We start from the raw sequence: 24,273 nt of genomic DNA on the forward strand, positions 1-24,273 counted from the left end.
ACCTGAAGTACACCAGGAGAAGCGGCCAGCGAATATTCACTTCACGTCCTGCTCCTCCTTCGTTTTCAGCACTCCCCTCTATGCTTTTTCCGCAAAACGCATCGCCAGCCATTGTGCCTGCTGCTGCATCACCAGCACTTGGCGGCCCTGCTCGCGCCACTGAATATCGCCCTGGCTAAGGCAGCGCCTGAGCTGCTCCAGTGAGGCCACCTGAAAGCAGAGCGCCACCATTTTCGCTGGTGCCTGCGCAGCAACAGGCGGCAGCGCAAACTCCAGGCTGGCTTGTTGATGCGTGATAATACGCAGGCAGCACGTTCCTGAATCAAGCACATAGCCGCCGCTATCTTCCGCACGGGCCTCTGTACTGAATAACTGACGATACAGCGCCAGCGTCTCTTCAGGTTGCGGCGAGGCAATAACGAACGCGGACAGCGCCTGTACGCCATTAGGATGTACTTGCCAGGCGGGCTGCCAGACAGCTTGCGGCGTCTGATGTTCACAGAAAAAACTGAAGCCGTATGCCAGGGCGCTGGCGCGGACCCGCGAGATACAGAACCGGGCCTCAGTCTGACTGCCGTCCGGCAGTATCACCGGGCGGAAGAAGCGGGTCGGTGGTTCGCCATCGAGTTGGCATTGCTGTAGATGGTGCCATACCGCATGTGCATCGCGAGTTTTCCAGACCAGTCCGGCAAGGCCTGGCGCAACGTTCCATAAACCTCGCGAGTCTGTCTGCCTGGCAGGTTCATAACCTAAAAGTTCCAGATAGTTATCGGCAAAGATGGCCAGATGGTTGCTGGAGCCCATCGAATGGTGCCCCCGCGTACTGAGCTGAAATCCCATCCGCTGGAACAGGGATTGGGCCTGATCCAGCTCTTCATCAACATTAATCACCGCGTGATCGATAACCGGGGTAATCGGCATGGTGTATTCCTTCTGCTCTTTTTATTGATCCTGTCAGGCGGCACGACCGCCAAAATAGAGCTCGCGCATACGGGGGTCGTCCAGCAGATCCCGCGCACTGCCCTCCATCGCCACTTTCCCCAGCGCCAGTACGTAAGCCCGGTCGGAAATGTGCAGTGCCTCCATGGCATTCTGCTCGACCATCAAAATGGTCACTTTTTCCTGGCGGCGAATGGTTTGTATGGCGCTAAACACTTCCGTCAGCATTTTCGGTGACAGCCCGGCCGAGGGTTCATCAAGCAGCAGTACCGCCGGTTCGGGCATCAGTGCGCGGGCGAGCGCGAGGATTTGTCGCTCACCGCCGGAAAGCGCGGACGCGGGCGATTGCCACTTTTTATGTAATACCGGGTAATGTTCCGCCAGTTGCGCCATCCGCTGCTTACGCTGGCCGGGCGGTAAAAACTGCCCCCCGGTTTGCAGGTTTTCTGCCACGGTCAGATTGTTGAAGACATTGTCCAGTTGCGGGACAAATCCGAGTGCGCATTCGCGGATTTTGCGGTGCACCGGAATTTTTGCCGTTTCCCGGCCATCGATTTCAACCCGCCCTTCGCGCGGGGAGACAAAACCGGCAATCGACTTCAGCAGGGTAGATTTGCCGCAGCCATTTGGCCCCAGCAGCGTCACGATTTCCGCCTGTTCAACGTGCAATGAAATACCATGCAGAATATCAATCCCCGGGGTATAACCGGCGACCACGTTTTCGAGGGTAATCATACGGCCTCCTGCAATGTTGCGGTGCTGTGCCCAAGATAAGCCTCCAGCACCTGCTGGTTCTGCGCCAGTTCGTCCGGGCGGCAACTGGCGACAATCTGCCCGCGATCCAGCACAATGCAGCGCTGGCACAAAGTGTTGATAAAATGCATGTCGTGCTCGATGACCAAAAGTGAAATGCCCTGACGGCTCAGGCTGACCAGCGTTTCCACCAGTTCCTGGCGTAATTTCGGGTGCACGCCGGCCATCGGCTCATCCAGCATCAGAAGCGTCGGTTTGCCCATCAGCGCACAGGCAATGCCCAGCAATTTTTTCTGTCCGCCGGAAAGTGCCGCAGCAGGCAGGTCTTTCACTTTGGTTAATAACAAGATATCCAGTAATTCGCGGGCGCGGGCTCTGTCTTCCTGTTCAGCTTTACGCCCGGAAGCCAGCCCCAGCAGACCGTTGAATAAACCGTGCTGGCGAGTGCCCGCCGTCATCACGACTTCCATAACGCTCATCTTTTCCGGCATGACCGGTAGCTGGAAGGTACGCGCAATGCCTGCCTGGATGATCCGGTGGCTGGGCTGGCAAGCAATGGAGCGGCCATCAAATGTGATGTTGCCGCCATCCGGCCGGGTAAACCCGGAAATGGTGTTAAGCAGCGTGCTTTTACCGGAACCATTCGGCCCCAGCAGACCAAGAATTTCGCCCTTCTCCAGCGTAAATGATACGGATGTCAGTACCTGGTTGCCGCCAAAGGCTTTGCTGACATCAGCCACTTCAAGCAAACGGCTCATGATAAAGTCCTTAATTTTTCCGGTAACAGGCCGCCTGGGCGGGTGAGCAGACAGAGTAATAAAGCCAGACCCACCAACCCCAGGCGCAGAGCGCCGGTCAGGTCTGAGCTGATGTGGAAATAGTCTTTTGCAAAGGGGATAAAGTTATACAGCCCTTCCACCAGCAACACGCCCAGCAGCACGCCGCGCACATTGCCAATACCGCCGATCATCACCATGCTCCAGATAAGAAAGGTTTCCGAAGAGAGCAAATAATCCGGGCTGACATAGTCGGTGTACCAGGCCAGCAGCATGCCAGCCAGACAGCACATCACCGCGCTGCTCATTAACGCCCGGCATTTCAGCCACGGCAGCGCATAGCCCATACAGATCGCTAATTGAGGTTGCTCGCGCATCAGGCGCAGCGCCCGGCCAAACCGGCTGGCGCCGATCCGCAGGCTGGCGAGCGTGGCGATGATGACGCTGAGCAGGATAATGACCGCGAAGATACGTGTATCGGTGATGGTATCGCCGGTTGACCAGGGCGCGGACAGCCCGCCAATCCCCTGCGCGCCACCTGTCAGATGGTCTTCATTGACGACCGCAATGCGGATGATTTCAGCCAGCGCCAGCGTGGCAATGCCCCAGTAATCCGCCGTGAGCTGACGGCCCAGCAGCGTCATCAGCGCGCTGATAACAATGGCACACAGTAACCCGGCCGGGATCACCAGCCACAGCGGCAAGCCAAAATTGCTTCCCAGACCAATGGCATAAGCGCCGGTTCCGACAAACACGATATGACCGAAATTCAGCAAACCGGCGTAACCTGCCTGTAAATTCAGGGCAAGCGCGACGATGGCATAAATCCCGGCAAGGCAAAGGATATGCAGTAAAAACTCAGACACGGCGGACCTCCCGGTTAAACAGGCCATAAGGACGCAGCAACAGCGCCAGCAGCAGAATCACAAACGATGAGGCGTTCACCCAGGTCACCGGGATAAACAATAAATCGCCGCCGAACAGCCAGCTCCAGTCGATGTTGGTCACGAGGGTTTCGGTTACAGCGATAAGGAGCGCGCCAAAAATGGCGCCCATTGGATTTCCCAACCCGCCGAGAATGGCGGCGGCGAGTACCGGCAACATCAGATCATTGCCCTGGTTAACCCATGCGCTGGCGTTCATTGCCAGCATGCTGCCTCCCACGGCGGCCAGCATTCCGGCCACCAGGTTGACGGTGTGGATAATGGCACTGGCATTTAACCCGGAGGCTGCCGCCAGATCCCGGTTACTGGCCAGCGCACGGATAGCGCGGCCTTGCGGCGTGCGAAACAGCAGCAGGCTGAACATCACCACCAGCGAAATCGTGACGCCAAGGCTCCAGAGTTCGTCGGAAGAGATGCGGGTGTCGCCAACCTGCAAGAGCGCGCCCACTGGCAGGGAATAATTCACCGGGGCCGATCCCTCAACCCCGAGAACCAGTGCAATCAGCACCATAGATACCGCCAGCGAGCCAATCATGGCGTTAGCGGTGCCGCTTTTCAGCAGCGGCTGGTACACCCAGTGATGCAACATCATGGACAACATGCCGCAGACTATTGCCGAAAACACGATTGCCAGTGACAGCGGCATGCCAAGGCGCAGCCCGGCGGCGGTAATAAATGAACCGACCATGGCATATTGCATATGGGCGATATTGGCGAACCGTACCAGCCCGTAAACCAGGCTTAATCCCAGCGCGACCAGCGACAAATCCGCGGTGCGAATCAATGTATCAATCAAAAACTGCAGCATGGTTTTTCCCCGATGATGTAGCGTGAACTGGCAAAATAAAGCGGCTCGTTACCGGGGAACCGGTACGCCATTAAACGCTTTCACTTTCAGGTACGGCTGGGACTGACGCTGGTTATCGGCGTCGAGATTTAATGTGCCGGTAATACCCGTAAAGCCAGGCGCAACGGTTTTCATTGCCGCGATCATGGCTGCCGGATCGGCACTGTGCGCTTTATTAATCGCTGCCGCCGCCAGCATCACGCTATCCCAGGCATAGCTGCCGTACACGGAGCGAGGTTTCTCATGGAATTTTTGCTGGTACAGCTCAGCATAATTTGCGCCATTGCCGCTCGCCGCTTTCTGGTCAATACCCGCGACTTCCATACCAACCTGTCCGTTGGTGTACTGCGCCGGGGAACCTTCAATGGCCATGGTTAAATACATGCCATACCAGGGCGTTTTATTCAGACCCAGCTCCCAGGCCTCGCGGTTCAGCACAATGGCATCCTGGCCGTAACTGGTATAGACATAGGCTTGCGGATGGGCGCGGGAGATTTGCTCCAGCTCGCGGCGATAAGAAGGCTGACCGCTGGTATAGAGCACTTTGGCGACCACTTTGCCGCCCTCTTTTTCAAACGCTTTGGTGAATTGCTCCGCCATCCCCTGACCGTAAGCGCCATCCGGGGCGATAAAGGCCACTTTGCTGTAACCGAGCTGGCGCACATCTTGTGCCGAGAAGCTCGCGGAAAGGGAATCCAGGCCAATAACGCTCCAGGAGGTAGCACCGATTTTGCGGATATCGGTGCTGGTGCCGGAAATATTGATGTGCAACAGGTTATTCTTCACCAGATATTGCCCAATCGGGATGGTGACGCTGGAGGAAAAACTGCCCATTACTAAAGGGACATGGTTAACCTGGGTTAACTTACGTACGGCATTCAGGCCTGTTACCGGGCTTTCGGCGGAATCTTCCACGATCACATGTAATGGCTGACCATTAACGCCGCCCTGGGCATTGACCTGTTCAACCGCCAGTTCCATACCACGACGCTGATCTTCACCAATGCTGGCGCTGGTGCCGGTTAAGGGCAAAATCGCGCCAATGTTCACATCGGCCTGCGCCGTGTGCGCCAGACCTAACAACGTCATACCTGCCAGTGTTGACAGCGTCATGCCCTGCCCAAAACGATTTTTCATGTTGGTTCTCCGGTTTGCTGTTGCCGGCTTCTGAGGCCGGTGTTTTGTCGCCTGCGCAAACGTGCACAAGCCTGTCTGGTAATGCCAATAAGCGCGCACTAAAGTGAATATATAAGTGCATACACTTGTGCATTAAGCAAAGACGATGCCAGGGAGCCTGGATGTTCCCGACATCAGGTGCTTATTTCAGGCGAGACAAATGCAAATTCCCGAATAAATACAAGGGAATCGAAAATAATGAAAATCGCATCATGAAACTTTCATTTTCGTTTTTTACTGTGGTTGATAAAAACATGTGCGTGCAAAAGTGAATACACTTTGAGTCATTTTGGTGCAATGCTGCCGTAAAATGGTGCGGAAAGAACCAACGACAACAAATAATATAAAACAACTTATAAATCAGTAACATTAAAATGAAACGAAAGTGTATTCACTTTTGTGTTGAGTTGTTTTTTTCGCTGTGCTATCTATAAAAATATTACGTGAAATAACCTGTACAGCATTTTTATTTTCGTGCTGAGTGTGCGGTAAATTAAGGGGATAATGTGGTTGCTATTAAAAAGAAATCCCGTAGCGCTGACAGTGTGGAAAAGGTCTACGAGAAAGTGAAAGGCCTGGCGATTGATTACCACTTTCGTCCCGGCGAACGGGTGAATGAAGTTGAGCTTGCGGCACAACTGGGCGTCTCGCGTACCCCGGTGCGGGAAGCGCTGAACCGTCTGGCGAAAGACGGCTTTATGAACTTTGTACCCAACCGGGGTTTTTACTCCCGCGACCTGACGCCGGAAGGTGTCCGCGAACTGTATGAAGTGCGAATGGTGATAGAGCAATCGACCTTTCGTTTCGCCTGCCTGCGGGCAACCGATGAAGAGATCGCTGCGACCACGGCTATCTGGGAGGAAGTGAGCCAGCATCGCCCGGCGCAAACCGAACAGGACTGGGCGAAGATCGCGGAAATCGATGAGCGTTTCCACATGGAAATAGCCCGTATTTCCCATAACAGCCGGCTCTATGAAATGCTCGACAGCCTGAATTCGCTAAGCCGTTTTTTCCGGCGCATCGATCTCGAAACCCCCGTACGCCGGAACAATGCCTATGACGAGCATGTCGAAATTATCGCGGCTTTACGTCAGCGGGATATAGAAAAAGGCGTGGTACTGATTGAGCAACATATTTCATTGAGTGCCGAGCACGCGGTTGAAGTGACAAAAGAAGGGCTTGCGAGGATCTATTTTGGCAAGCCCTGAGACGCTCTTTCCGTCAGGGTCACAACGATAATTTAATCAGCTACCAGAGGGCATTACGCGTTCCGGTAATCCATTCACAGCGTTATGCTGCGGCATTGCGCCGGGAAAATGTAGAGGAAATATGCGCTCCATTCCCGAAGAGATTATTCAACAGGCGATTATCTGGCGACGTGAGATCCACGCGCGCCCGGAGATTGGCTTACAAGAGTTTCATACGTCCGCGAAAATCAGCAGCCTGCTGCGCGAATATGATCTTGAAGTGCATACCGGCATCGCAGGCACTGGCGTGATTGGTGTTCTTCGCAATGGCGAGGGACTGGCAATAGCCCTTCGCGCTGATATTGATGCCTTACCCATCCAGGAAAACAATGTTGTTGACTGGTGCTCAACCTCGCCTGGCACGATGCACGCCTGTGGACATGACGGACATACTGCCATTCTACTGGGTGCGGCGCGCTATCTCAGCCAGACCAGGGCATTCAACGGTACGGTGTACTTTATTTTTCAGCCTGCGGAAGAGAATGCCGGCGGCGGGCGTTTGATGGTGGAAGAAGGGATCTTTACGCGCTTTCCCGTTTCTGCGGTTTATGCGCTGCACAACTGGCCGGGGCTTCCGGTGGGAGAAGTGGCCGTGAGCGCAGGCCCGATGATGGCTTCGCAGGACAATTTTTTTATCACGCTGACTGGCGTGGGATGCCATGCAGCGATGCCGGAAAAAGGTGCCGATCCGGTGCTGGCCGGTGCGCACCTGATTACCGCATTGCAAACGATCACCACACGCCGCCTCTCACCGCTGGACAGCGCCGTGATCAGCGTGACGCAACTGCAGGCCGGAGAAGCAATAAATGTCGTTCCGCAGACAATGCACTTGTCCGGCACGCTGCGTTGCCTGAGCCAGGCCGCCAGAGCGCGCTGCCAGACCCTGATGGCGGAGTATGTTGAACAACTCACCGGGCCGTTTGGCGTCAGTGGCAGCATTCGCTGGGAATATGGTTACCCGGTAACTGTCAACCATGCGCAACAGGCAAAAATTCTGGCGGATGCCGCACGCCATGTCCCCGGGATCACGCAGGTCCACACACAGCTCTCGCCATCCATGGCGGCAGAAGATTTCGCCTATTTTCTGGAAGCCTGTCCGGGCGCTTATCTGTGGCTGGGGGCCGATGGCCCAACGCCTGGCGCGGCGTTACATAACCCACATTACGATTTTAATGACCAACTTATCGCGCCTGGCATCGGTCTTTGGGTATCGCTGGTGGAGAGGTCATTGTGCCCTGTTTCTGTTACTTCCGAGGATTCACTATGAGCCATATCCACTTTATTGGTGCCGGTCAAATGACCGAAGCGATTCTGCGTGCCGCCTTAAAACGCGGCGCATTAAACCCGGATCAGGTCAGCTTATCGGATATTGATCCGACGCGAATTGAAACGCTGAAAACGCGCTATCAGTTGAGCAATACACAAGATTTACCCGATGCGCTGGCCGCAGCGGATCACATCGTGATGGGGGTTCGTCCGCAGGACGATATTGCCGGTGTCGCACAACTGATCAAGCAGCATGCGGCGCCACAGGCGTCGGTCATTTCTATTATTGCTGGCGTAACGCTGGCTCAACTGTCCGTAATGCTGGGCGAGTCGCGCCCGATTACGCGGATCATCCCGAATACGCTGACGGATACCGGGCTGGGCTACAGCGGCGTGGCGTTTAATGCTTATGTCAACAGCGCCTCCGTCATGCCGTTCCTCGAAAGTTTCGGCAAGGTGATGGTGCTGGAAGAACGGCTGATTGACGTCTTCACCGGTTTTGCTGTCGCTGGCGTCAATTATGTCTATTACTTTGTCGAAGCGCTGGCTGACGCCGGTGTTCTTGCCGGGTTAACCCGCACGCAGTCCACGCAGGTGGTGTGGGAAAACCTGGTCGGCGCGGTTGAAATGCTTAAGTTATCCGGACGCCATCCGCGCCAACTGATGGATATTAATAACTCTCCGGCGGGTGTCGGCATTAATGGCTTATACGAGTTGAATAAAAGTGATTTCGCCGCTGGCCTGCAAAGCAGCGTTCTGGCTGCGGTACGTCGTACAACGGAGCTTTCCGGTCAAAAATAACGCTACTTTTTAACAAGGTTGGTCTATGTCAGCAATTTCAACTTCCCAGGCGCCTGCCGCTATTGGGCCTTATGTTCAGGGGGTAGATTTAGGCTCCCTGGTGTTCACTTCCGGTCAGATCCCGTTAAACCCTGCGACGGGCGAGATGGCGACGGATATTGCGCAGCAAACCCGACAGTCACTGGAAAATGTGCAGGCCATTATCGAGGCCAGTGGTCTGCAGGTGGCGGATATTGTTAAAACCACCATTTTTGTCAAAGACCTTAATCATTTTTCGCAGGTAAATGCGGTGTATGAAGCCTTTTTCCGCGAACACCACGCCGCTTTCCCGGCACGTTCCTGCGTGGAAGTGGCACGCCTGCCAAAAGATGCCGGTGTGGAAATTGAGGCCATGGCAGTACGCCGCTAATCATATCAGTGCATGATTCAGGGCAGCTCGTCTTGTGTGGACAGGTCTGTTTTCACTGACGTAGTCTGCCCGAATCACCATGCTGCCCTTATCTCTTCAGATACGATGAAAACAGCTACCCCACTCTTCTCACTATCCGCAGCAACATACTCACCGGCAAACCTTCATTATTGTGACCTGGATAAAATGACAACCAGTGAATAAACAATTCCAAACGTTTATTACTCCAGCAACTCAACAAAACGCTGCCCTGGCAAAGCTATTCGCCGCTACAAATATTCATTGCTAAACCAGAGGATTCCCACCGAATAGCATCATCGTCACGGGTCCAAAAAAAATAACCTCTACTGAGATTTTTCTTTTATTGGTTTTATTTAATGGCAACTCAGATCATCGGTATAAATCCGTATATTTTTCAAAACTCTCATTCAGATAATCGCCTTCTCTGGAGGGAATTCACGGATAACAATATAACGCCCCGCAGATGCGAAGCGTTGATGAAAAAGAGATGGTGGTTAATCAAATACACCATTGATGATGGCGGTAACAATGGCTGTACTCAGTGCGATCAGCACCAGATCGTCGCCGACAATACGCCATTCATAACCGGGATAATAAGGCAACTGGCCCAGCATTGATGCAGGTACGGCTTTTTTAGCAATGCCCGGAGGTAAAGGTTTACCGCGCGCAAGGTTTTTAGCAATGCCAGGAGGCAGTGCCTGGTAACCTGTTAAGCCATAGTTTATCGCCAGAGAACGGGCGCGGGAGACACTAATGTCCGACTCCACGTGGTCCGGTTTTCCATAGTTTTTACGATTACCCTGATCGGCTGCGGCATTGCTGTTGCCTTTATTGCCGCTATTGCCATGATTACCGCCACTATTGCCGTTACCATTTCCGTTGCCCGGATTAGCAAAAGCAGGAGCAGCGAGTAAAGAGAGTGAAATCACCGCCGCAAGAGCAGTATTAAAAGTGCAACGCTTAAACATGATTTTTATACCTTCACAGTGAGTACACTTTATAAGCATATTAAGTTTACCCAGATTCGGAAATCTCATTAATTCTTATTTTTAAGCCGCATTACCCCAACTACGCAGGGAATATTAATAAAACCTTAAGATTGATAACCAGCAATGAGTAAAAACCAAAGCATTATTGCAGACTAATATAGTAAATATCCGCGAAGTTAATTTTCATCAGTCTGCTAATTATTCACACGCAATAAAAAACGGGAACCCTCAGGCTCCCGTTCTTGTGTAACCCGCGAAGCGGATTACATGTTCGCGATAATCGCGTCGCCAAACTCTGAGCATTTCAGCAGCTTAGCGCCTTCCATCAGACGTTCAAAATCGTAGGTCACAGTTTTGGCGTTAATCGCGCCGCTCATGCCTTTGACGATCAGGTCTGCCGCTTCAACCCAGCCCATATGGCGCAGCATCATCTCAGCGGAAAGGATCACCGAACCTGGGTTCACTTTGTCCTGACCGGCATATTTCGGTGCCGTGCCGTGGGTCGCTTCGAACAGTGCGCATTCGTCACCGATGTTCGCGCCAGGCGCAATACCAATACCACCAACCTGAGCAGCCAGGGCGTCAGAGATGTAGTCACCGTTCAGGTTCATACAGGCGATAACGTCATATTCAGCCGGACGCAGCAGGATCTGTTGCAGGAACGCATCAGCGATCACATCTTTAACGATGATCTCTTTGCCGGTTTTCGGGTTCTTGATTTTCTGCCACGGGCCGCCGTCGATCAGTTCACCGCCGAACTCTTCGCGAGCCAGCTGGTAACCCCAGTCTTTGAACGCGCCTTCGGTGAACTTCATGATGTTGCCTTTGTGAACCAGCGTCACGGAATCGCGGTCGTTGGCGATCGCGTATTCAATCGCAGCGCGCACCAGACGTTTGGTGCCTTCTTCGGAGCACGGCTTGATGCCAATACCGCAATGTTCCGGGAAGCGAATTTTCTTCACGCCCATCTCTTCGCGCAGGAATTTGATCACTTTTTCTGCGTCAGCAGAGTCCGCTTTCCATTCGATACCGGCGTAAATGTCTTCAGAGTTTTCACGGAAGATGACCATGTCAGTCAGTTCCGGATGTTTAACCGGGCTTGGGGTGCCCTGGTAGTAACGAACCGGGCGCAGACAGATGTAAAGATCCAGCTCCTGGCGCAGCGCAACGTTCAGGGAACGGATGCCGCCGCCAACTGGCGTGGTCAGAGGGCCTTTAATCGCAACGCGGTATTCACGAATCAGATCAAGTGTTTCAGGCGGCAGCCAGACATCCTGGCCATAAACGTGGGTCGATTTCTCACCGGTATAAATTTCCATCCAGGAAATTTTACGCTCACCTTTGTAGGCTTTCTCCACGGCGGCATCCACCACTTTCAGCATTGGCGGGGTCACGTCAACACCGATACCGTCACCTTCAATGAACGGGATAATCGGGTTATTCGGAACGTTGAGTTTGCCATTTTGCAGGGTGATCTTTTTACCTTCCGCCGGAACAACTACTTTGCTTTCCATTCACCTCTCCTTCGAGCGCTTCTGGTTGTTTGCTCGCTGACTTCATGCCGGGGCGCTCAGACTTTGTCCGTTCACCTGTTATCTGAATCACACAGAGCAAACCGTTTTTTGTTAATGAATTGTAATGAGCCCGTCAATACTAACCGATACTCAGGCTCCATGAAAGGCAATCGTTATTCCGCTATAATGCGGCAATTGATAACTACTGAAAATACCATGAAGAAAACTTCTTTTAGAAATCACCGGGTTGAGCGATTCAGCTCGCGACAAGCGTCTAAACCTTCCGGACAAAGCCAACCAAAACGCGTCATTTTGTTCAATAAACCCTACGATGTTTTGCCACAGTTTACCGACGAAGCCGGACGCAGCACGCTGAAAGATTTTATTCCGGTGCAGGGCGTATATGCCGCCGGTCGTCTTGACCGCGACAGCGAAGGGCTGCTGGTGCTGACCAATGATGGCGCGCTACAGGCGAGCCTTACCCAGCCCGGCAAACGTACCGGCAAAATTTATTACGTGCAGGTGGAAGGCGAACCGACTGACGAAGCCATCACCGCGCTGCGTAGCGGCGTCACCCTCAATGACGGCCCAACCCTGCCCGCAGGTATTGCGCGGGTCAATGAGCCAGACTGGCTGTGGCCGCGCAATCCGCCGATCCGCGAGCGCAAATCGATCCCTACCGCATGGCTGAAAATCACGCTGTACGAAGGGCGCAACCGCCAGGTACGCCGTATGACTGCCCATGTTGGGTTTCCCACTCTGCGTCTCATCCGCTACGCTATGGGAAATTACACGCTGGATAACCTCGCCAACGGCGAGTGGCGTGACGCTTACCAGGGAGCCAACCATGTTTAAACCGCATGTTACCGTCGCCTGCGTGGTTCACGCCGCCGGCAAATTCCTCGTTGTAGAAGAGACCATCAACGGCAAAGCACTATGGAACCAGCCTGCCGGCCATCTTGAAGCCGACGAAACTCTCGTGCAGGCGGCAAAACGTGAGTTGTGGGAAGAGACCGGGATCCGCGCCGAGCCGCAGCAGTTTATCCGCATGCACCACTGGATCGCCCCGGACAAAACCCCGTTTCTGCGTTTTCTGTTTGCCATCGAGCTTGACGAAATGTGTGCCACCGAGCCGCACGACAGCGATATCGATCGTTGTCTGTGGGTAACTGCCGAAGAGATTTTGCAGGCGGCAAATTTGCGCTCGCCGCTGGTCGCGGAGAGCATTCGTAGCTGGCAGCGCGGGGAGCGCTATCCGCTGGCGCTAGTCGGGGAATTTAACTGGCCGTTCACCGCGTAAATGGCCGTTGTGTGCCTTATTGCAACACATTCACAACATGAATGGGCACAAAGGGATGCCTGCGCTGTCAGCCCGTGATAGAATACGCCGCCCTGAAGTTCTTAGTCGTGAGTATTCTATGTCTGATAGCCCAAAAAAAGTGATCGTCGGCATGTCCGGCGGTGTCGACTCTTCCGTTTCCGCTTACCTGTTGCAGCAGCAAGGTTATAAGGTGGAAGGCCTGTTCATGAAGAACTGGGAAGAGGATGACGGCGAGGAATACTGCACCGCGGCGGCGGATCTGGCCGACGCGCAGGCCGTTTGCGACAAGCTCGGCATTGAGCTTCACACCGTCAACTTTGCCGCAGAGTACTGGGACAACGTGTTCGAACATTTCCTGGCTGAATATAAAGCCGGGCGTACGCCGAACCCGGATATTCTCTGCAACAAAGAGATCAAATTTAAAGCCTTCCTTGAGTTTGCCGCCGAAGATCTGGGCGCAGACTACATTGCCACCGGCCACTATGTGCGCCGCGCCGACGTTGACGGCAAAAGCCGCCTGCTGCGCGGCCTTGATGGTAATAAGGATCAGAGCTACTTCCTGTATACGCTGGGCCATGAGCAAATAGCCCAGAGTCTGTTCCCGGTCGGCGAGCTGGAAAAACCGCAGGTGCGTAAAATCGCCGAAGAGCTCGGCCTGGCCACCGCGAAGAAAAAAGACTCGACCGGCATCTGCTTTATCGGCGAGCGTAAATTCCGCGAATTCCTCGGTCGTTATCTGCCAGCCCAACCGGGCAAAATCCTCACCGTCGACGGTGAAGAGATTGGCGAGCATCAGGGGCTGATGTACCACACCCTCGGCCAGCGCAAAGGTCTGGGGATCGGCGGCACCAAAGAGGGTAGCGAAGAGCCGTGGTACGTGGTTGATAAAGACGTGGAAAACAATATTCTCATCGTCGCGCAGGGTCACGAACATCCGCGTCTGATGTCCGTTGGGCTGATTGCCCAGCAGTTGCACTGGGTCAATCGCGAGCCGCTGCAAGGGACGCTGCGCTGCACGGTGAAAACCCGCTACCGTCAGGAAGATATTCCCTGCACCGTCACCGTGCTGGACGACGAGCGCATCGAGGTCCGTTTTGATGCACCGGTTGCGGCCGTCACGCCGGGGCAATCCGCTGTCTTTTATCTCGGCGAAGTCTGCCTCGGCGGCGGCATTATTGAGCAGCGCCTGGCGCTGCCCCTTTAACGAATTAGCGTAAATACTGGACTGGCGAAAGCCCGCGCAGCAGTTAACACTGCGGGCAGTGGAAGGAGTGAGTGTGGCGAAGAACTATTACGATATTACCCTCGCGCTGGCAGGCATTTGCCAGTCCGCACGGCTGGTGCAGCAGCTGGCGCACCAGGGGCATTGTGACTCCGACGCGTTGCACGTTTCGCTCAATAGCGTTATCGATCTTAACCCGGACTCCACGCTCAGCGTCTTCGGCGGCAGTGAAACCAATCTGCGCACCGGGCTGGAAACGCTGCTTGGCGTGCTGAACGCCAGCAGTCGCCAGGGTCTGAATGGTGAATTAACCCGCTACACTCTTTCTATGATGGTGCTGGAGCGTAAACTTGCCGGCAGCAAAGGGGCAATGGAGACGCTCGGTAACCGCATTGCCGGATTACAGCGCCAGCTTGAGCACTTCGATCTGCAATCGGAGACGCTGCTCAGCGCGATGGCCGGTATTTATGTTGACGTTATCAGTCCGCTGGGGCCGCGCATTCAGGTCACCGGTTCGCCCGCCGTGCTGCAAAGCCCGCAGGTGCAGGCAAAAGTACGCGCCACGCTGCTCGCCGGGATCCGCGCCGCCGTGCTGTGGCATCAGGTCGGCGGGGGCCGCCTGCAATTAATGTTTTCCCGAAATCGCCTGTCGACACAGGCCAAACAAATTCTCGCTCATTGTTAACCTCCCGGAGTTGTGACTTATGGAATTATCCTCACTGACCGCCGTTTCCCCTGTCGATGGACGCTACGGCGATAAAGTCAGCGCACTGCGCGGGATCTTCAGCGAATTCGGTTTGCTGAAATTTCGTGTTCAGGTTGAAGTACGCTGGCTGCAAAAACTGGCGGCGCACGCGGCGATCAAGGAAGTTCCTGCTTTTGCTGCCCACGCAAACGGTTACCTCGATAAAATCGTCGAAGACTTCAGTGAAGAAGATGCCGCCCGCATTAAAACTATCGAGCGCACCACTAACCACGATGTCAAAGCGGTCGAATATTTTCTGAAAGAGAAAGTGGCCGATATCGCCGAACTGCACGCGGTATCTGAATTTATTCACTTTGCCTGCACCTCGGAAGATATTAACAACCTCTCCCACGCGCTGATGCTGAAAACCGCCCGTGACGAAGTGATCCTGCCTTACTGGCGCAAGATCATCGATGCGGTAAAAGATCTGGCGGTACAGTACCGTGATATTCCACTGCTCTCGCGCACCCACGGCCAGCCGGCAACGCCGTCCACTATGGGTAAAGAGATGGCCAACGTCGCTTACCGTATGGAGCGTCAATTCCGCCAGCTGAACCAGGTGGAAATTCTCGGCAAAATCAACGGCGCGGTTGGTAACTACAACGCCCACATCGCCGCCTATCCTGAAGTGGACTGGCATCAGTTCAGCGAAGAGTTCGTCACCTCGCTCGGGATCCAGTGGAACCCGTACACCACGCAGATTGAGCCGCACGATTATATCGCTGAGCTGTTTGACTGCATGGCGCGCTTCAACACCATCCTGATCGACTTCGATCGTGATATCTGGGGCTACGTTGCGCTGAACCACTTCAAGCAGAAAACCATTGCCGGTGAAATTGGTTCTTCCACCATGCCGCACAAAGTTAACCCGATCGACTTTGAGAACTCCGAAGGCAACCTCGGTCTGTCAAACGCCGTGTTGCAGCACCTGGCGAGCAAACTGCCGGTTTCCCGCTGGCAGCGCGATCTGACTGACTCGACGGTATTGCGTAATCTTGGCGTTGGCGTTGGCTACGCGCTGATCGCTTACCAGTCAACGCTGAAAGGCGTAAGCAAACTGGAAGTGAACCGCGATCGTCTGCTCGACGAGCTCGACCACAACTGGGAAGTGCTGGCCGAGCCGATCCAGACCGTGATGCGCCGTTACGGCATCGAAAAACCGTACGAGAAGCTAAAAGAACTGACCCGCGGCAAACGTGTCGACGCCGAAGGGATGAAGCAGTTTATCGACAGCCTGGCGCTGCCGGACGACGAAAAAGCGCGTCTGAAAGCGATGACACCGGCCAACTATATCGGTCGTGCCATCACCATGGTTGATGAATTAAAGTAACCCGTTGTTCTGCCTGCCAACCCTCTTTTCCCTGAAAAGAGGGTTTCTTCCCTCCTGGTTTAGTAAATGTTTATCCCCACCGCCTGACAATCAGCGTTAAACTATTTGTATCAAAAATATATGGAGAGTTCTGACGATGCGTGTTCTCGTTGTGGAAGATAATGCTCTGCTGCGCCACCACTTAAAAGTTCAGTTACAGGAACTGGGACATCAGGTTGACGCGGCGGAAGATGCCAGGGAAGCGGATTACTTTCTGAACGAACATCTGCCGGACATCGCTATTGTCGATCTCGGTCTGCCGGATGAGGATGGCCTGTCGCTGATCCGCCGCTGGCGCAGCCATGAGGTTTCGCTGCCGGTGTTGGTTCTGACCGCCCGCGAAGGCTGGCAGGATAAAGTCGAAGTGCTGAGTGCGGGTGCCGACGACTACGTCACCAAACCCTTCCATATTGAAGAGGTGGTGGCGCGCATTCAGGCGCTGATGCGCCGTAACAGCGGCCTGGCTTCGCAACTGATCTCGATGCCGCCTTTCCAGGTCGATCTTTCACGCCGGGAATTATCCGTGAATGATGAAGTGGTGAAACTTACCGCTTTTGAATACACCATTATGGAAACGCTGATCCGCAACAGCGGCAAAGTGGTCAGCAAAGATTCGTTGATGTTGCAGCTTTATCCCGATGCAGAACTGCGCGAAAGCCACACCATCGATGTGTTGATGGGTCGGTTACGTAAAAAAATCCAGGCGCAGTATCCCAATGACGTCATCACCACGGTGCGCGGTCAGGGTTATTTATTTGAATTGCCGAAATGAGACGCCTGCTGCGACACATCATGCCGCTGTCTTTGCGGGTTCGCTTTTTACTCGCCACGGCAGCCGTGGTGATGGTGCTCTCGCTGGCGTATGGCGTGGTGGCGCTGGTGGGTTACAGCGTTAGTTTTGATAAAACCACCTTCCGTCTGCTACGCGGCGAAAGTAACCTCTTTTACACTCTGGCGAAGTGGGAAAATAACCAGCTCAGCGTTGAGTTGCCGGAAAATCTCAACCTGCAAAGCCCGACGGTGGCGCTTATCTATGATAAGAACAACAAACTGATCTGGTCACAGAAAGATGTGCCGTGGTTGCAGAAAATGATCGAGCCGGACTGGCTAACAGCTAACGGTTTCCACGAAATCGAAGCCGATGTCGATGCCAGCAGCACGCTGGTGGATGACGACCATTCCATCGCGGAAGAGCTGAAAGAGATCCGCAACGACGACAGCAACTCAGAAATGACGCACTCCGTGGCGGTGAATATTTACCCCGCCACGGCGCGCATGCCGCAACTGACCATCGTGGTTGTCGATACCATTCCTATCGAGCTTAAACGCTCCAATATGGTCTGGAACTGGTTTATCTATGTACTGGCCGCCAATCTGCTGCTGGTGGTGCCATTGCTATGGATGGCGGCATGGTGGAGCCTGCGGCCGATTGAAGATCTGGCGCGGGAAGTGCGCGAGCTGGAAGAGCATCACCGTGAGCAACTCAACCCGGAAACCACCCGCGAGCTGACCAGTCTGGTGAGCAACCTGAACCGACTATTGAAAAGTGAGCGCGAACGCTACGACAAATATCGCACTACGCTGACCGACCTCACCCACAGCCTGAAAACACCGCTGGCGGTATTGCAAAGCACATTACGATCGCTGCGCGGTGAGAAGATGAGCCTTGGCGAAGCAGAACCCTTAATGCTGGAGCAGATCAGCCGTATTTCTCAGCAAATTGGTTACTACCTGCACCGGGCGACAATGCGCGGCAGCATCGGCCTGCTGAGCCGCGAACTGCATCCCATTGCACCGTTGCTCGATAACCTCACATCGGCGCTGAACAAGGTTTACCAACGCAAAGGTGTGAATATCACGCTCGACATCTCGCCGGAAATCAGCTTCGTCGGCGAGCAGAATGATTTTATGGAAGTGATGGGCAATCTGCTGGATAACGCCTGCAAATACTGCCTTGAATTTGTCGAAGTTTCCGCCCGGCAAACCGAAGATACGCTGCATATTGTGGTTGAAGACGATGGCCCGGGGATCCCGATTGCTAAACGCGAAATGGTTTTTGATCGCGGGCAGCGCGCCGATACACTGCGTCCCGGACAGGGCGTCGGGCTTTCCGTGGCGCGGGAGATCGTTGACCAGTATGAAGGGCAAATTCTGACTGGCGAGAGCCTGCTTGGCGGGGCCAGAATGGAAGTGATTTTTGGCCGACAGCACACCAGTGCAACCAGTGATTGATCGCCATCACTTACCGATTGTGCAAAAAGGGGGCGAATTCGCCCCCTTTTTCTTGTTATCTCACCCTGTTACGCAGACAAAATAGCGCATCAGCATTACTATAATCCTTTATTCAGCCACTGATTATTTGCCGGAAACGTATATGGAATATCATGTAGAGATAAACTGGCCAGACTTTATTCAACGCTACTGGCAAAAACGCCCGGTAGTGCTGAAACGTGGAATTAAAAATTTCGTCGATCCCATCAGCCCTGACGAACTGGCCGGGCTGGCAATGGAAAATGAAGTGGACAGCCGACTGGTCAGCCATCTTGATGGCAAATGGCAGGTCGGACACGGGCCGTTCCAGAGCTATGATCACCTGGGCGAAAACAACTGGTCGCTGCTGGTGCAGGCTGTTAACCACTGGCATCAGCCTGCCGCCGCATTAATGCGTCCGTTCCGCGCCCTGCCCGACTGGCGTACCGACGATCTGATGATCTCTTTCTCCGTGCCGGGCGGTGGCGTAGGCCCGCACCTCGACCAGTACGATGTGTTTATTATTCAGGGCACCGGCCGTCGTCGCTGGCGCGTGGGTGAAAAAACGCCGCTCAAGCAGCACTGCCCGCACCCGGATTTGCTCCAGGTCGATCCATTCGAGGCGATTATCGATGAAGAGCTGGAGCCGGGCGATATTCTCTACATTCCGCCGGGATTCCCGCATGAAGGTTATTCGCTGGAAAACTCGCTGAACTATTCGGTTGGTTTTCGCGCGCCAAGCGGCCGCGAATTGATCAGCGGTTTTGCCGATTACGTTTTACAACGTGAATTAGGCAGCCAGCGTTACAGCGATCCGGACGTGCCGCAGCGTGCGCATCCGGCGGATATTCTGCCGGAAGAGGTGGATAAACTGCGTGAGATGATGCTGAACCTGATCAACCAGCCCGAACAGTTCAACGACTGGCTGGGTGAGTTTATCTCTCAGTCGCGCCATGAGCTGGATGTCGCGCCGCCGGAACCGCCGTATCAGCCGGATGAAATCTATGATGCGCTGCAACAGGGCGACAAGCTGGTGCGTCTGGGCGGCCTGCGCGTGCTGCGTATTGGCGAAGACGTCTTCGTTAATGGTGAGAAAGTGGATACGCCACACCGCCCGGCGCTGAATGCGCTGGCAAGCGACGTTGTGTTAACCGGTGAGAACTTTGGCGATGCGCTGGAAGACCCGTCCTTCCTCGCCATGCTCGCCGCGCTGGTCAACAGCGGCTACTGGTTCTTCGAGGATTAATAAGCGCCGGATGGCGATTGCGTCTTATCCGGCCTGGAAAATCCGTCAACGTCCCGCCCTGTCACAGGCCCGGTAAGCATAGCGCCACCGGGCATTTCCTGTATTAGTGCCCTTTTGCGGTCAATTCGGCGATACGGACAATGACCCGCACCGCTTTTTCCATCCCTTCCAGCGTCACAAATTCATGCTTGCCGTGGTAGTTATAGCCGCCGGTAAAGAGGTTCGGACACGGCAACCCCATAAAGGAGAGCTGCGCGCCGTCGGTGCCGCCGCGAATCGGTTTCATGTCCGGTTCGATGTCGCAGTCGCGCATCGCCTGCTGGGCGACTTCCAGGATATGCGGGAATTCCACCACTTTATCGCGCATGTTGTAGTAGCTGTCTTCAATCGCCAGTTCGATATAGCAATCCGGATGCAGCCCTTTACCCACTTTTTTGGCGATTTCCATCATTTTACGTTTACGCGCTTCGAAGGCTTTCCGATCAAAATCACGAATGATGTAGTGCATCTCGGCGCGTTCAACCGTGCCTTTGATGCTGGTCAGATGATAGAACCCCTCATAGCCTTCGGTCTGTTCCGGGCTCTCCTCTTCCGGCACCAGCGCATGGATCTTGCTGGCGAGCGTCAGGGCATTGACCATCACCCCTTTCGCTGTGCCAGGATGCACGTTATTGCCGACAATTTTGATGTCCACCGACGCGGCGTTGAAGTTCTCATACTCCAGCTCGCCTACGCCGCCGCCATCAACGGTATACGCCCATTTCGCGCCAAAAGCCTCAACGTCAAAATGTTTCGCCCCTTTGCCGACTTCCTCATCCGGGGTAAATGCCACACAGATGTCGCCGTGAGGAATATTTTCCTTTTTCAGCACCGCCAGCGCGGTCATGATTTCCGCGACACCTGCCTTATCATCCGCGCCGAGCAGCGTTTTGCCGTCGGTGGTGATCAGTGTCTGCCCCAGCAACTGATGCAGCACCGGAAACATCACTGGCGAGAGAATTTCATCGCCAATGCCGAGTGCGATATCGCCGCCGCGATAGTTTTCAAGGATTTGCGGGTTGACGTTTTTCCCGCTGCAATCCGGGGAAGTATCGACATGGGAGATAAAACCGATCGCCGGAACCGGCGTTTGCACGTTCGCAGGCAGCTTCGCCATCACCGTGCCTTTGTCACTTAACGTCACATTTTCCAGCCCCAGTTCTTCCAGTTGGGCCTGAAGTAAACGCAGGAGCTTCCACTGACCGTCCGTACTTGGCACCTGGCGGACGCCGGGCTTAGATTGAGTATCCAGCGAAACGTACTGTAAAAAACGCTCTAATAATTTGTCCATGAAGCCCCCCAACAAAATGTCACAACATTATCAGTAAGCATGAAAAGATAAATATTGCGTCAAGTCACCTTTACCCCGTAAACGAGTATATTTTCAAAATTGCTCTCGCACAGGAAATGTCGTTGAGAAAGCACCTGTTTGATGAGCAAAAAACTCACAATGATTGGCGATTTCATGGCTTTGCCGTAGAATGCCAGCCCTTAAATCGTGCACAACCCTCAAGGTGGTTAATCACAAACCCCGCATCCAATACGCCATTCGATGCGCAAACACGGGACAGAGTAAAAAATTGAACACACAATCGCGTTCGCGTTCGCCGCTGGTGCAACTGGCCGGTATTGGCAAAAGCTTTGATGGCAAAAATGTCATTACCGATTTTAATCTCACCATCAATAACGGCGAATTTCTCACCCTGCTTGGCCCCTCCGGCTGCGGCAAAACCACCGTTCTGCGCCTGATTGCCGGGCTGGAAAACGTCGATGCCGGTTATATCCGCCTCGATGACCAGGAGATAACGAACGTTCCGGCGGAACACCGCCATGTGAATACCGTTTTTCAAAGCTACGCCCTCTTCCCGCACATGACCGTTTTTGAAAACGTGGCATTTGGTCTGCGGATGCAAAAAACCCCGGCCAGCGAAATCACCCCGCGCGTCACCGAAGCGCTGCGCATGGTGCAGCTTGATGAGTTCGCCCAGCGTAAACCGCATCAGCTCTCCGGCGGCCAGCAGCAGCGCGTTGCAATCGCCCGTGCAGTGGTCAACAAACCGCGCCTGTTGCTGCTGGATGAATCCCTCTCAGCGCTCGACTACAAGCTGCGCAAGCAGATGCAGAACGAACTAAAAGCGCTGCAGCGTAAACTCGGCATTACTTTTGTTTTCGTCACCCACGATCAGGAAGAAGCGCTGACGATGTCCGATCGTATCGTGGTGATGCGCGATGGCCGTATTGAGCAGGACGGCACGCCGCGCGAAATCTACGAAGAGCCGAAAAATCTGTTTGTTGCCAGCTTTATTGGCGAGATCAATATCTTTAACGCCACGGTGCTCGAACGCCTGGATGAAACGCGCGTGCGCGCAAGCGTAGAAGGCCGCGAATGTCATATTCACGTCAATTTCGCCGTCGAAAAAGGTCAGCGGCTCAATGTGCTGCTGCGTCCGGAAGATCTGCGCGTGGAAGAGGTTCATGATGTTGCCGAAGTGGCAGGTCTGATCGGCTACGTGCGCGAACGCAATTACAAAGGCATGACACTGGAATCGATGGTTGAGCTGGAGAACGGCAAGATGGTGATGGTCAGTGAATTCTTCAACGAAGACGATCCCGATTTTGACCACTCGCTGGACCAAAAAATGGCCATTAACTGGGTGGAAAGCTGGGAGGTCGTACTGGCTGATGAAGAGTACAAGTAAATTCCAGAACGCGGCGATCATCACCATTGTCGGTTGGCTTGTACTGTTTGTCTTTCTGCCCAATCTGATGATCATCGCCACCAGCTTTTTAACCCGCGATGACGCCCATTTCGTTGCGCTGGTCTTTACGCTGGACAACTACACGCGCCTGTTCGATCCGCTCTATTTCGACGTGCTGCTGCACTCGTTGAATATGGCGCTGATCGCCACGCTCGCCTGCCTGGCGATCGGCTATCCGTTTGCCTGGTTTCTGGAGAAGCTGCCTGCCAAAGTGCGTCCGCTGCTGCTGTTCTTGCTGATTGTTCCCTTCTGGACCAACTCGCTGATTCGCATCTACGGGCTGAAGATTTTCCTCAGCACCAAAGGCTATCTGAATGCGTTCCTGCTGTGGCTCGGCGTTATCGATACGCCGATACGCATTATGTTCACCCCTGGCGCGGTAATTATTGGTCTGGTCTATATTCTGCTGCCGTTTATGGTGATGCCGCTCTACTCCAGCATCGAAAAGCTCGATAAGCCCTTGCTGGAAGCGGCGAGAGATCTGGGTGCCAGTAAGCTGCAAACCTTTACGCGCATTATCATTCCACTGACCATGCCGGGGATTATCGCCGGGTGTTTGCTGGTAATGCTGCCGGCAATGGGGCTGTTTTACGTTTCGGATCTGATGGGCGGCGCGAAAAATCTGCTGGTCGGCAACGTCATTAAGAGCCAGTTCCTTAATATCCGCGACTGGCCATTTGGTTCAGCAACCAGCATCACTCTGACAATCGTAATGGGGTTGATGCTGCTGGTTTACTGGCGCGCCGCGCGCTTGCTGAATAAAAAGGTGGAACTCGAATGATCGGTCGACTGCTGCGCGGCGGTTTTATGACCGCCATTTATGCTTATCTCTATATCCCGATCATTATCTTGATCGTCAACTCCTTTAACAGTTCGCGCTTCGGCATTAACTGGCAGGGCTTCACCACGCAGTGGTACAGCCTGCTGATGAACAATGACAGTCTGTTGCAGGCGGCGCAGCACTCGCTAACCATGGCGGTGCTGTCGGCGACATTCGCCACGCTTATCGGTTCGCTGACCGCCGTCGCGCTTTATCGCTACCGTTTTCGCGGCAAGCCGTTCGTCAGCGGCATGCTGTTCGTGGTGATGATGTCGCCGGATATCGTAATGGCTATCTCCCTGCTGGTGCTGTTTATGCTGCTGGGCATTCAGCTCGGTTTCTGGTCGCTGCTGTTTTCGCATATCACCTTCTGCCTGCCGTTTGTCGTGGTTACGGTGTTTTCACGCCTGAAGGGGTTTGATGTGCGGATGCTGGAAGCGGCCAAAGATCTCGGGGCCAGCGAAATCACCATTCTGCGCAAAATCATTTTGCCGCTGGCGATGCCCGCCGTGGCCGCTGGCTGGTTATTGAGTTTCACGCTGTCGATGGATGATGTAGTGGTCTCCTCCTTCGTGACCGGGCCGGGGTATGAAATTCTGCCGCTGAAGATCTATTCGATGGTCAAAGTCGGCGTGTCGCCGGAAGTGAACGCGCTGGCAACGATTCTGCTGGTTCTGTCGCTGGTGCTGGTTATTGCCAGCCAATTGATTGCCCGCGATACCACCAAAGCCAGAAGCCAGCCGCGCCAGGCGTAACGAACACCGCCATGCCGGATGCAACAAGGCGTTCGCGAGAATTTCCGCCGCGTTCAATACCGGAA

The 24,273-nt window shown here is 54.2% G+C and carries 24 protein-coding genes; 15 read left to right on the forward strand and 9 right to left on the reverse strand.

The genetic code is table 11. The annotated features are described in order from the left end of the window. Positions 1-78: 78 nt before the first annotated feature. From DK872_RS01395 to DK872_RS01420, 6 genes are read right to left on the reverse strand one after another with little or no spacing between them, the layout of a single operon-like run. On the reverse strand, positions 79-921 hold the full coding sequence (locus DK872_RS01395; RefSeq protein WP_007374559.1) for a VOC family protein: 843 nt from the start codon (positions 919-921) through the stop codon (positions 79-81). Between the two features lie 33 nt (positions 922-954). After that, positions 955-1,674: an ABC transporter ATP-binding protein gene (locus DK872_RS01400; protein ID WP_007374558.1), complete on the reverse strand. Its 720-nt coding sequence runs from the start codon at positions 1,672-1,674 to the stop codon at positions 955-957. Continuing rightward, complete coding sequence (locus DK872_RS01405) at positions 1,671-2,450, reverse strand: ABC transporter ATP-binding protein (RefSeq protein WP_007374557.1); 780 nt, start codon at positions 2,448-2,450, stop codon at positions 1,671-1,673. The genes DK872_RS01400 and DK872_RS01405 overlap by 4 nt, the downstream gene beginning before the upstream one ends. Then, positions 2,447-3,334: a branched-chain amino acid ABC transporter permease gene (locus DK872_RS01410; RefSeq protein WP_007374556.1), complete on the reverse strand. Its 888-nt coding sequence runs from the start codon at positions 3,332-3,334 to the stop codon at positions 2,447-2,449. The genes DK872_RS01405 and DK872_RS01410 overlap by 4 nt, the downstream gene beginning before the upstream one ends. Then, the gene (locus tag DK872_RS01415) at positions 3,327-4,220 is read right to left on the reverse strand and encodes a branched-chain amino acid ABC transporter permease (RefSeq protein ID WP_007374555.1); all 894 of its coding nucleotides are present in this window, start codon (positions 4,218-4,220) and stop codon (positions 3,327-3,329) included. Before DK872_RS01415 ends, DK872_RS01410 begins: the two co-directional genes overlap by 8 nt. A 48-nt stretch (positions 4,221-4,268) precedes the next feature. Further along, positions 4,269-5,396, reverse strand: coding sequence for an ABC transporter substrate-binding protein (locus tag DK872_RS01420; protein WP_007374554.1), 1,128 nt, complete (start codon positions 5,394-5,396; stop codon positions 4,269-4,271). A 545-nt stretch (positions 5,397-5,941) separates the two neighbouring features. Here DK872_RS01420 and DK872_RS01425 point away from each other — a divergent pair. The 4 genes from DK872_RS01425 to DK872_RS01440 all read left to right on the forward strand — a co-directional run bounded on the left by DK872_RS01425 (position 5,942) and on the right by DK872_RS01440 (position 9,158). Then, positions 5,942-6,643: a GntR family transcriptional regulator gene (locus tag DK872_RS01425; protein ID WP_007374552.1), complete on the forward strand. Its 702-nt coding sequence runs from the start codon at positions 5,942-5,944 to the stop codon at positions 6,641-6,643. A gap of 121 nt (positions 6,644-6,764) precedes the next feature. Then, complete coding sequence (locus tag DK872_RS01430) at positions 6,765-7,949, forward strand: M20 aminoacylase family protein (protein WP_161517964.1); 1,185 nt, start codon at positions 6,765-6,767, stop codon at positions 7,947-7,949. After that, on the forward strand, positions 7,946-8,749 hold the full coding sequence (locus DK872_RS01435) for a pyrroline-5-carboxylate reductase (protein ID WP_161517965.1): 804 nt from the start codon (positions 7,946-7,948) through the stop codon (positions 8,747-8,749). Before DK872_RS01430 ends, DK872_RS01435 begins: the two co-directional genes overlap by 4 nt. 25 nt (positions 8,750-8,774) lie before the next feature. Further along, positions 8,775-9,158 (forward strand): RidA family protein, encoded by a 384-nt coding sequence (locus tag DK872_RS01440; protein WP_007374549.1) that lies wholly within the window; start codon positions 8,775-8,777, stop codon positions 9,156-9,158. Positions 9,159-9,673: 515 nt separating this feature from the next. Here the strand turns inward: DK872_RS01440 and DK872_RS01445 are convergent. Beyond that, complete coding sequence (locus tag DK872_RS01445) at positions 9,674-10,147, reverse strand: anti-virulence regulator CigR family protein (RefSeq protein WP_161518146.1); 474 nt, start codon at positions 10,145-10,147, stop codon at positions 9,674-9,676. A 284-nt stretch (positions 10,148-10,431) separates the two neighbouring features. Further along, the gene (icd, locus tag DK872_RS01450) at positions 10,432-11,682 is read right to left on the reverse strand and encodes an NADP-dependent isocitrate dehydrogenase (RefSeq protein ID WP_007374547.1); all 1,251 of its coding nucleotides are present in this window, start codon (positions 11,680-11,682) and stop codon (positions 10,432-10,434) included. 186 nt (positions 11,683-11,868) lie between these two features. Here icd and rluE point away from each other — a divergent pair, with 186 nt between their 5' ends. The 8 genes from rluE (at position 11,869) to DK872_RS01490 (ending at position 19,835) form a co-directional block, all read left to right on the forward strand. Then, positions 11,869-12,537 carry a 23S rRNA pseudouridine(2457) synthase RluE gene (rluE, locus tag DK872_RS01455; RefSeq protein WP_161518147.1) on the forward strand — a complete coding sequence of 223 codons (669 nt, stop codon included), beginning with the start codon at positions 11,869-11,871 and terminating at the stop codon, positions 12,535-12,537. Beyond that, a complete protein-coding gene (locus DK872_RS01460; protein WP_007374545.1) occupies positions 12,530-12,982 on the forward strand; it encodes an NUDIX hydrolase in 453 nt (150 codons plus the stop codon). Before rluE ends, DK872_RS01460 begins: the two co-directional genes overlap by 8 nt. Positions 12,983-13,100: 118 nt before the next feature. After that, positions 13,101-14,207 carry a tRNA 2-thiouridine(34) synthase MnmA gene (mnmA, locus tag DK872_RS01465; protein WP_161517966.1) on the forward strand — a complete coding sequence of 369 codons (1,107 nt, stop codon included), beginning with the start codon at positions 13,101-13,103 and terminating at the stop codon, positions 14,205-14,207. A gap of 73 nt (positions 14,208-14,280) precedes the next feature. Beyond that, positions 14,281-14,910 carry a high frequency lysogenization protein HflD gene (gene hflD, locus DK872_RS01470; protein WP_007374543.1) on the forward strand — a complete coding sequence of 210 codons (630 nt, stop codon included), beginning with the start codon at positions 14,281-14,283 and terminating at the stop codon, positions 14,908-14,910. Between the two features lie 19 nt (positions 14,911-14,929). Beyond that, positions 14,930-16,300: an adenylosuccinate lyase gene (gene purB, locus DK872_RS01475; protein WP_064567160.1), complete on the forward strand. Its 1,371-nt coding sequence runs from the start codon at positions 14,930-14,932 to the stop codon at positions 16,298-16,300. Between the two features lie 136 nt (positions 16,301-16,436). Next, positions 16,437-17,111 carry a two-component system response regulator PhoP gene (gene phoP / locus DK872_RS01480; protein WP_007374541.1) on the forward strand — a complete coding sequence of 225 codons (675 nt, stop codon included), beginning with the start codon at positions 16,437-16,439 and terminating at the stop codon, positions 17,109-17,111. Continuing rightward, positions 17,108-18,571, forward strand: a complete 1,464-nt coding sequence (gene phoQ / locus DK872_RS01485) for a two-component system sensor histidine kinase PhoQ (protein WP_161517967.1) — start codon at positions 17,108-17,110, stop codon at positions 18,569-18,571. The genes phoP and phoQ overlap by 4 nt, the downstream gene beginning before the upstream one ends. 142 nt (positions 18,572-18,713) lie before the next feature. Further along, on the forward strand, positions 18,714-19,835 hold the full coding sequence (locus DK872_RS01490) for a cupin domain-containing protein (RefSeq protein WP_007374538.1): 1,122 nt from the start codon (positions 18,714-18,716) through the stop codon (positions 19,833-19,835). Between the two features lie 103 nt (positions 19,836-19,938). On the opposite strand, the gene pepT is transcribed toward DK872_RS01490, so the two are convergent. Then, entirely contained in the window at positions 19,939-21,165 is a 1,227-nt protein-coding gene (gene pepT, locus DK872_RS01495) for a peptidase T (protein WP_007374537.1), read from the reverse strand. A 256-nt stretch (positions 21,166-21,421) separates the two neighbouring features. On the opposite strand from pepT, the gene potA reads away from it, so the two are divergent. From potA to potC, 3 genes are read left to right on the forward strand one after another with little or no spacing between them, the layout of a single operon-like run. Next, positions 21,422-22,573: a spermidine/putrescine ABC transporter ATP-binding protein PotA gene (gene potA / locus DK872_RS01500; protein WP_167289988.1), complete on the forward strand. Its 1,152-nt coding sequence runs from the start codon at positions 21,422-21,424 to the stop codon at positions 22,571-22,573. Further along, positions 22,557-23,414: a spermidine/putrescine ABC transporter permease PotB gene (gene potB, locus DK872_RS01505; RefSeq protein ID WP_161517968.1), complete on the forward strand. Its 858-nt coding sequence runs from the start codon at positions 22,557-22,559 to the stop codon at positions 23,412-23,414. The genes potA and potB overlap by 17 nt, the downstream gene beginning before the upstream one ends. Then, the gene (gene potC / locus DK872_RS01510) at positions 23,411-24,208 is read left to right on the forward strand and encodes a spermidine/putrescine ABC transporter permease PotC (protein ID WP_007374534.1); all 798 of its coding nucleotides are present in this window, start codon (positions 23,411-23,413) and stop codon (positions 24,206-24,208) included. The genes potB and potC overlap by 4 nt, the downstream gene beginning before the upstream one ends. Positions 24,209-24,273 lie beyond the last annotated feature (65 nt).

The sequence above is a fragment of the Kosakonia sp. MH5 genome (assembly GCF_009935945.1).
GTDB lineage: Bacteria > Pseudomonadota > Gammaproteobacteria > Enterobacterales > Enterobacteriaceae > Kosakonia > Kosakonia radicincitans.

What these genes read in the sequence shown, in the direction of transcription:
- DK872_RS01400 (WP_007374558.1), bottom strand. Translation starts at nt 1,674, where the DNA reads ATGATTACCCTCGAAAACGTGGTCGCCGGTTATACCCCGGGGATTGAT.
- DK872_RS01420 (WP_007374554.1), bottom strand. Translation starts at nt 5,396, where the DNA reads ATGAAAAATCGTTTTGGGCAGGGCATGACGCTGTCAACACTGGCAGGT.
- DK872_RS01405 (WP_007374557.1), bottom strand. Translation starts at nt 2,450, where the DNA reads ATGAGCCGTTTGCTTGAAGTGGCTGATGTCAGCAAAGCCTTTGGCGGC.
- icd (WP_007374547.1), bottom strand. Translation starts at nt 11,682, where the DNA reads ATGGAAAGCAAAGTAGTTGTTCCGGCGGAAGGTAAAAAGATCACCCTG.
- purB (WP_064567160.1), top strand. Translation starts at nt 14,930, where the DNA reads ATGGAATTATCCTCACTGACCGCCGTTTCCCCTGTCGATGGACGCTAC.
- DK872_RS01445 (WP_161518146.1), bottom strand. Translation starts at nt 10,147, where the DNA reads ATGTTTAAGCGTTGCACTTTTAATACTGCTCTTGCGGCGGTGATTTCA.
- rluE (WP_161518147.1), top strand. Translation starts at nt 11,869, where the DNA reads ATGCGGCAATTGATAACTACTGAAAATACCATGAAGAAAACTTCTTTT.
- phoQ (WP_161517967.1), top strand. Translation starts at nt 17,108, where the DNA reads ATGAGACGCCTGCTGCGACACATCATGCCGCTGTCTTTGCGGGTTCGC.
- DK872_RS01395 (WP_007374559.1), bottom strand. Translation starts at nt 921, where the DNA reads ATGCCGATTACCCCGGTTATCGATCACGCGGTGATTAATGTTGATGAA.
- DK872_RS01415 (WP_007374555.1), bottom strand. Translation starts at nt 4,220, where the DNA reads ATGCTGCAGTTTTTGATTGATACATTGATTCGCACCGCGGATTTGTCG.
- pepT (WP_007374537.1), bottom strand. Translation starts at nt 21,165, where the DNA reads ATGGACAAATTATTAGAGCGTTTTTTACAGTACGTTTCGCTGGATACT.
- DK872_RS01490 (WP_007374538.1), top strand. Translation starts at nt 18,714, where the DNA reads ATGGAATATCATGTAGAGATAAACTGGCCAGACTTTATTCAACGCTAC.
- DK872_RS01430 (WP_161517964.1), top strand. Translation starts at nt 6,765, where the DNA reads ATGCGCTCCATTCCCGAAGAGATTATTCAACAGGCGATTATCTGGCGA.
- mnmA (WP_161517966.1), top strand. Translation starts at nt 13,101, where the DNA reads ATGTCTGATAGCCCAAAAAAAGTGATCGTCGGCATGTCCGGCGGTGTC.
- phoP (WP_007374541.1), top strand. Translation starts at nt 16,437, where the DNA reads ATGCGTGTTCTCGTTGTGGAAGATAATGCTCTGCTGCGCCACCACTTA.
- DK872_RS01440 (WP_007374549.1), top strand. Translation starts at nt 8,775, where the DNA reads ATGTCAGCAATTTCAACTTCCCAGGCGCCTGCCGCTATTGGGCCTTAT.
- potC (WP_007374534.1), top strand. Translation starts at nt 23,411, where the DNA reads ATGATCGGTCGACTGCTGCGCGGCGGTTTTATGACCGCCATTTATGCT.
- DK872_RS01460 (WP_007374545.1), top strand. Translation starts at nt 12,530, where the DNA reads ATGTTTAAACCGCATGTTACCGTCGCCTGCGTGGTTCACGCCGCCGGC.
- potB (WP_161517968.1), top strand. Translation starts at nt 22,557, where the DNA reads ATGAAGAGTACAAGTAAATTCCAGAACGCGGCGATCATCACCATTGTC.
- DK872_RS01435 (WP_161517965.1), top strand. Translation starts at nt 7,946, where the DNA reads ATGAGCCATATCCACTTTATTGGTGCCGGTCAAATGACCGAAGCGATT.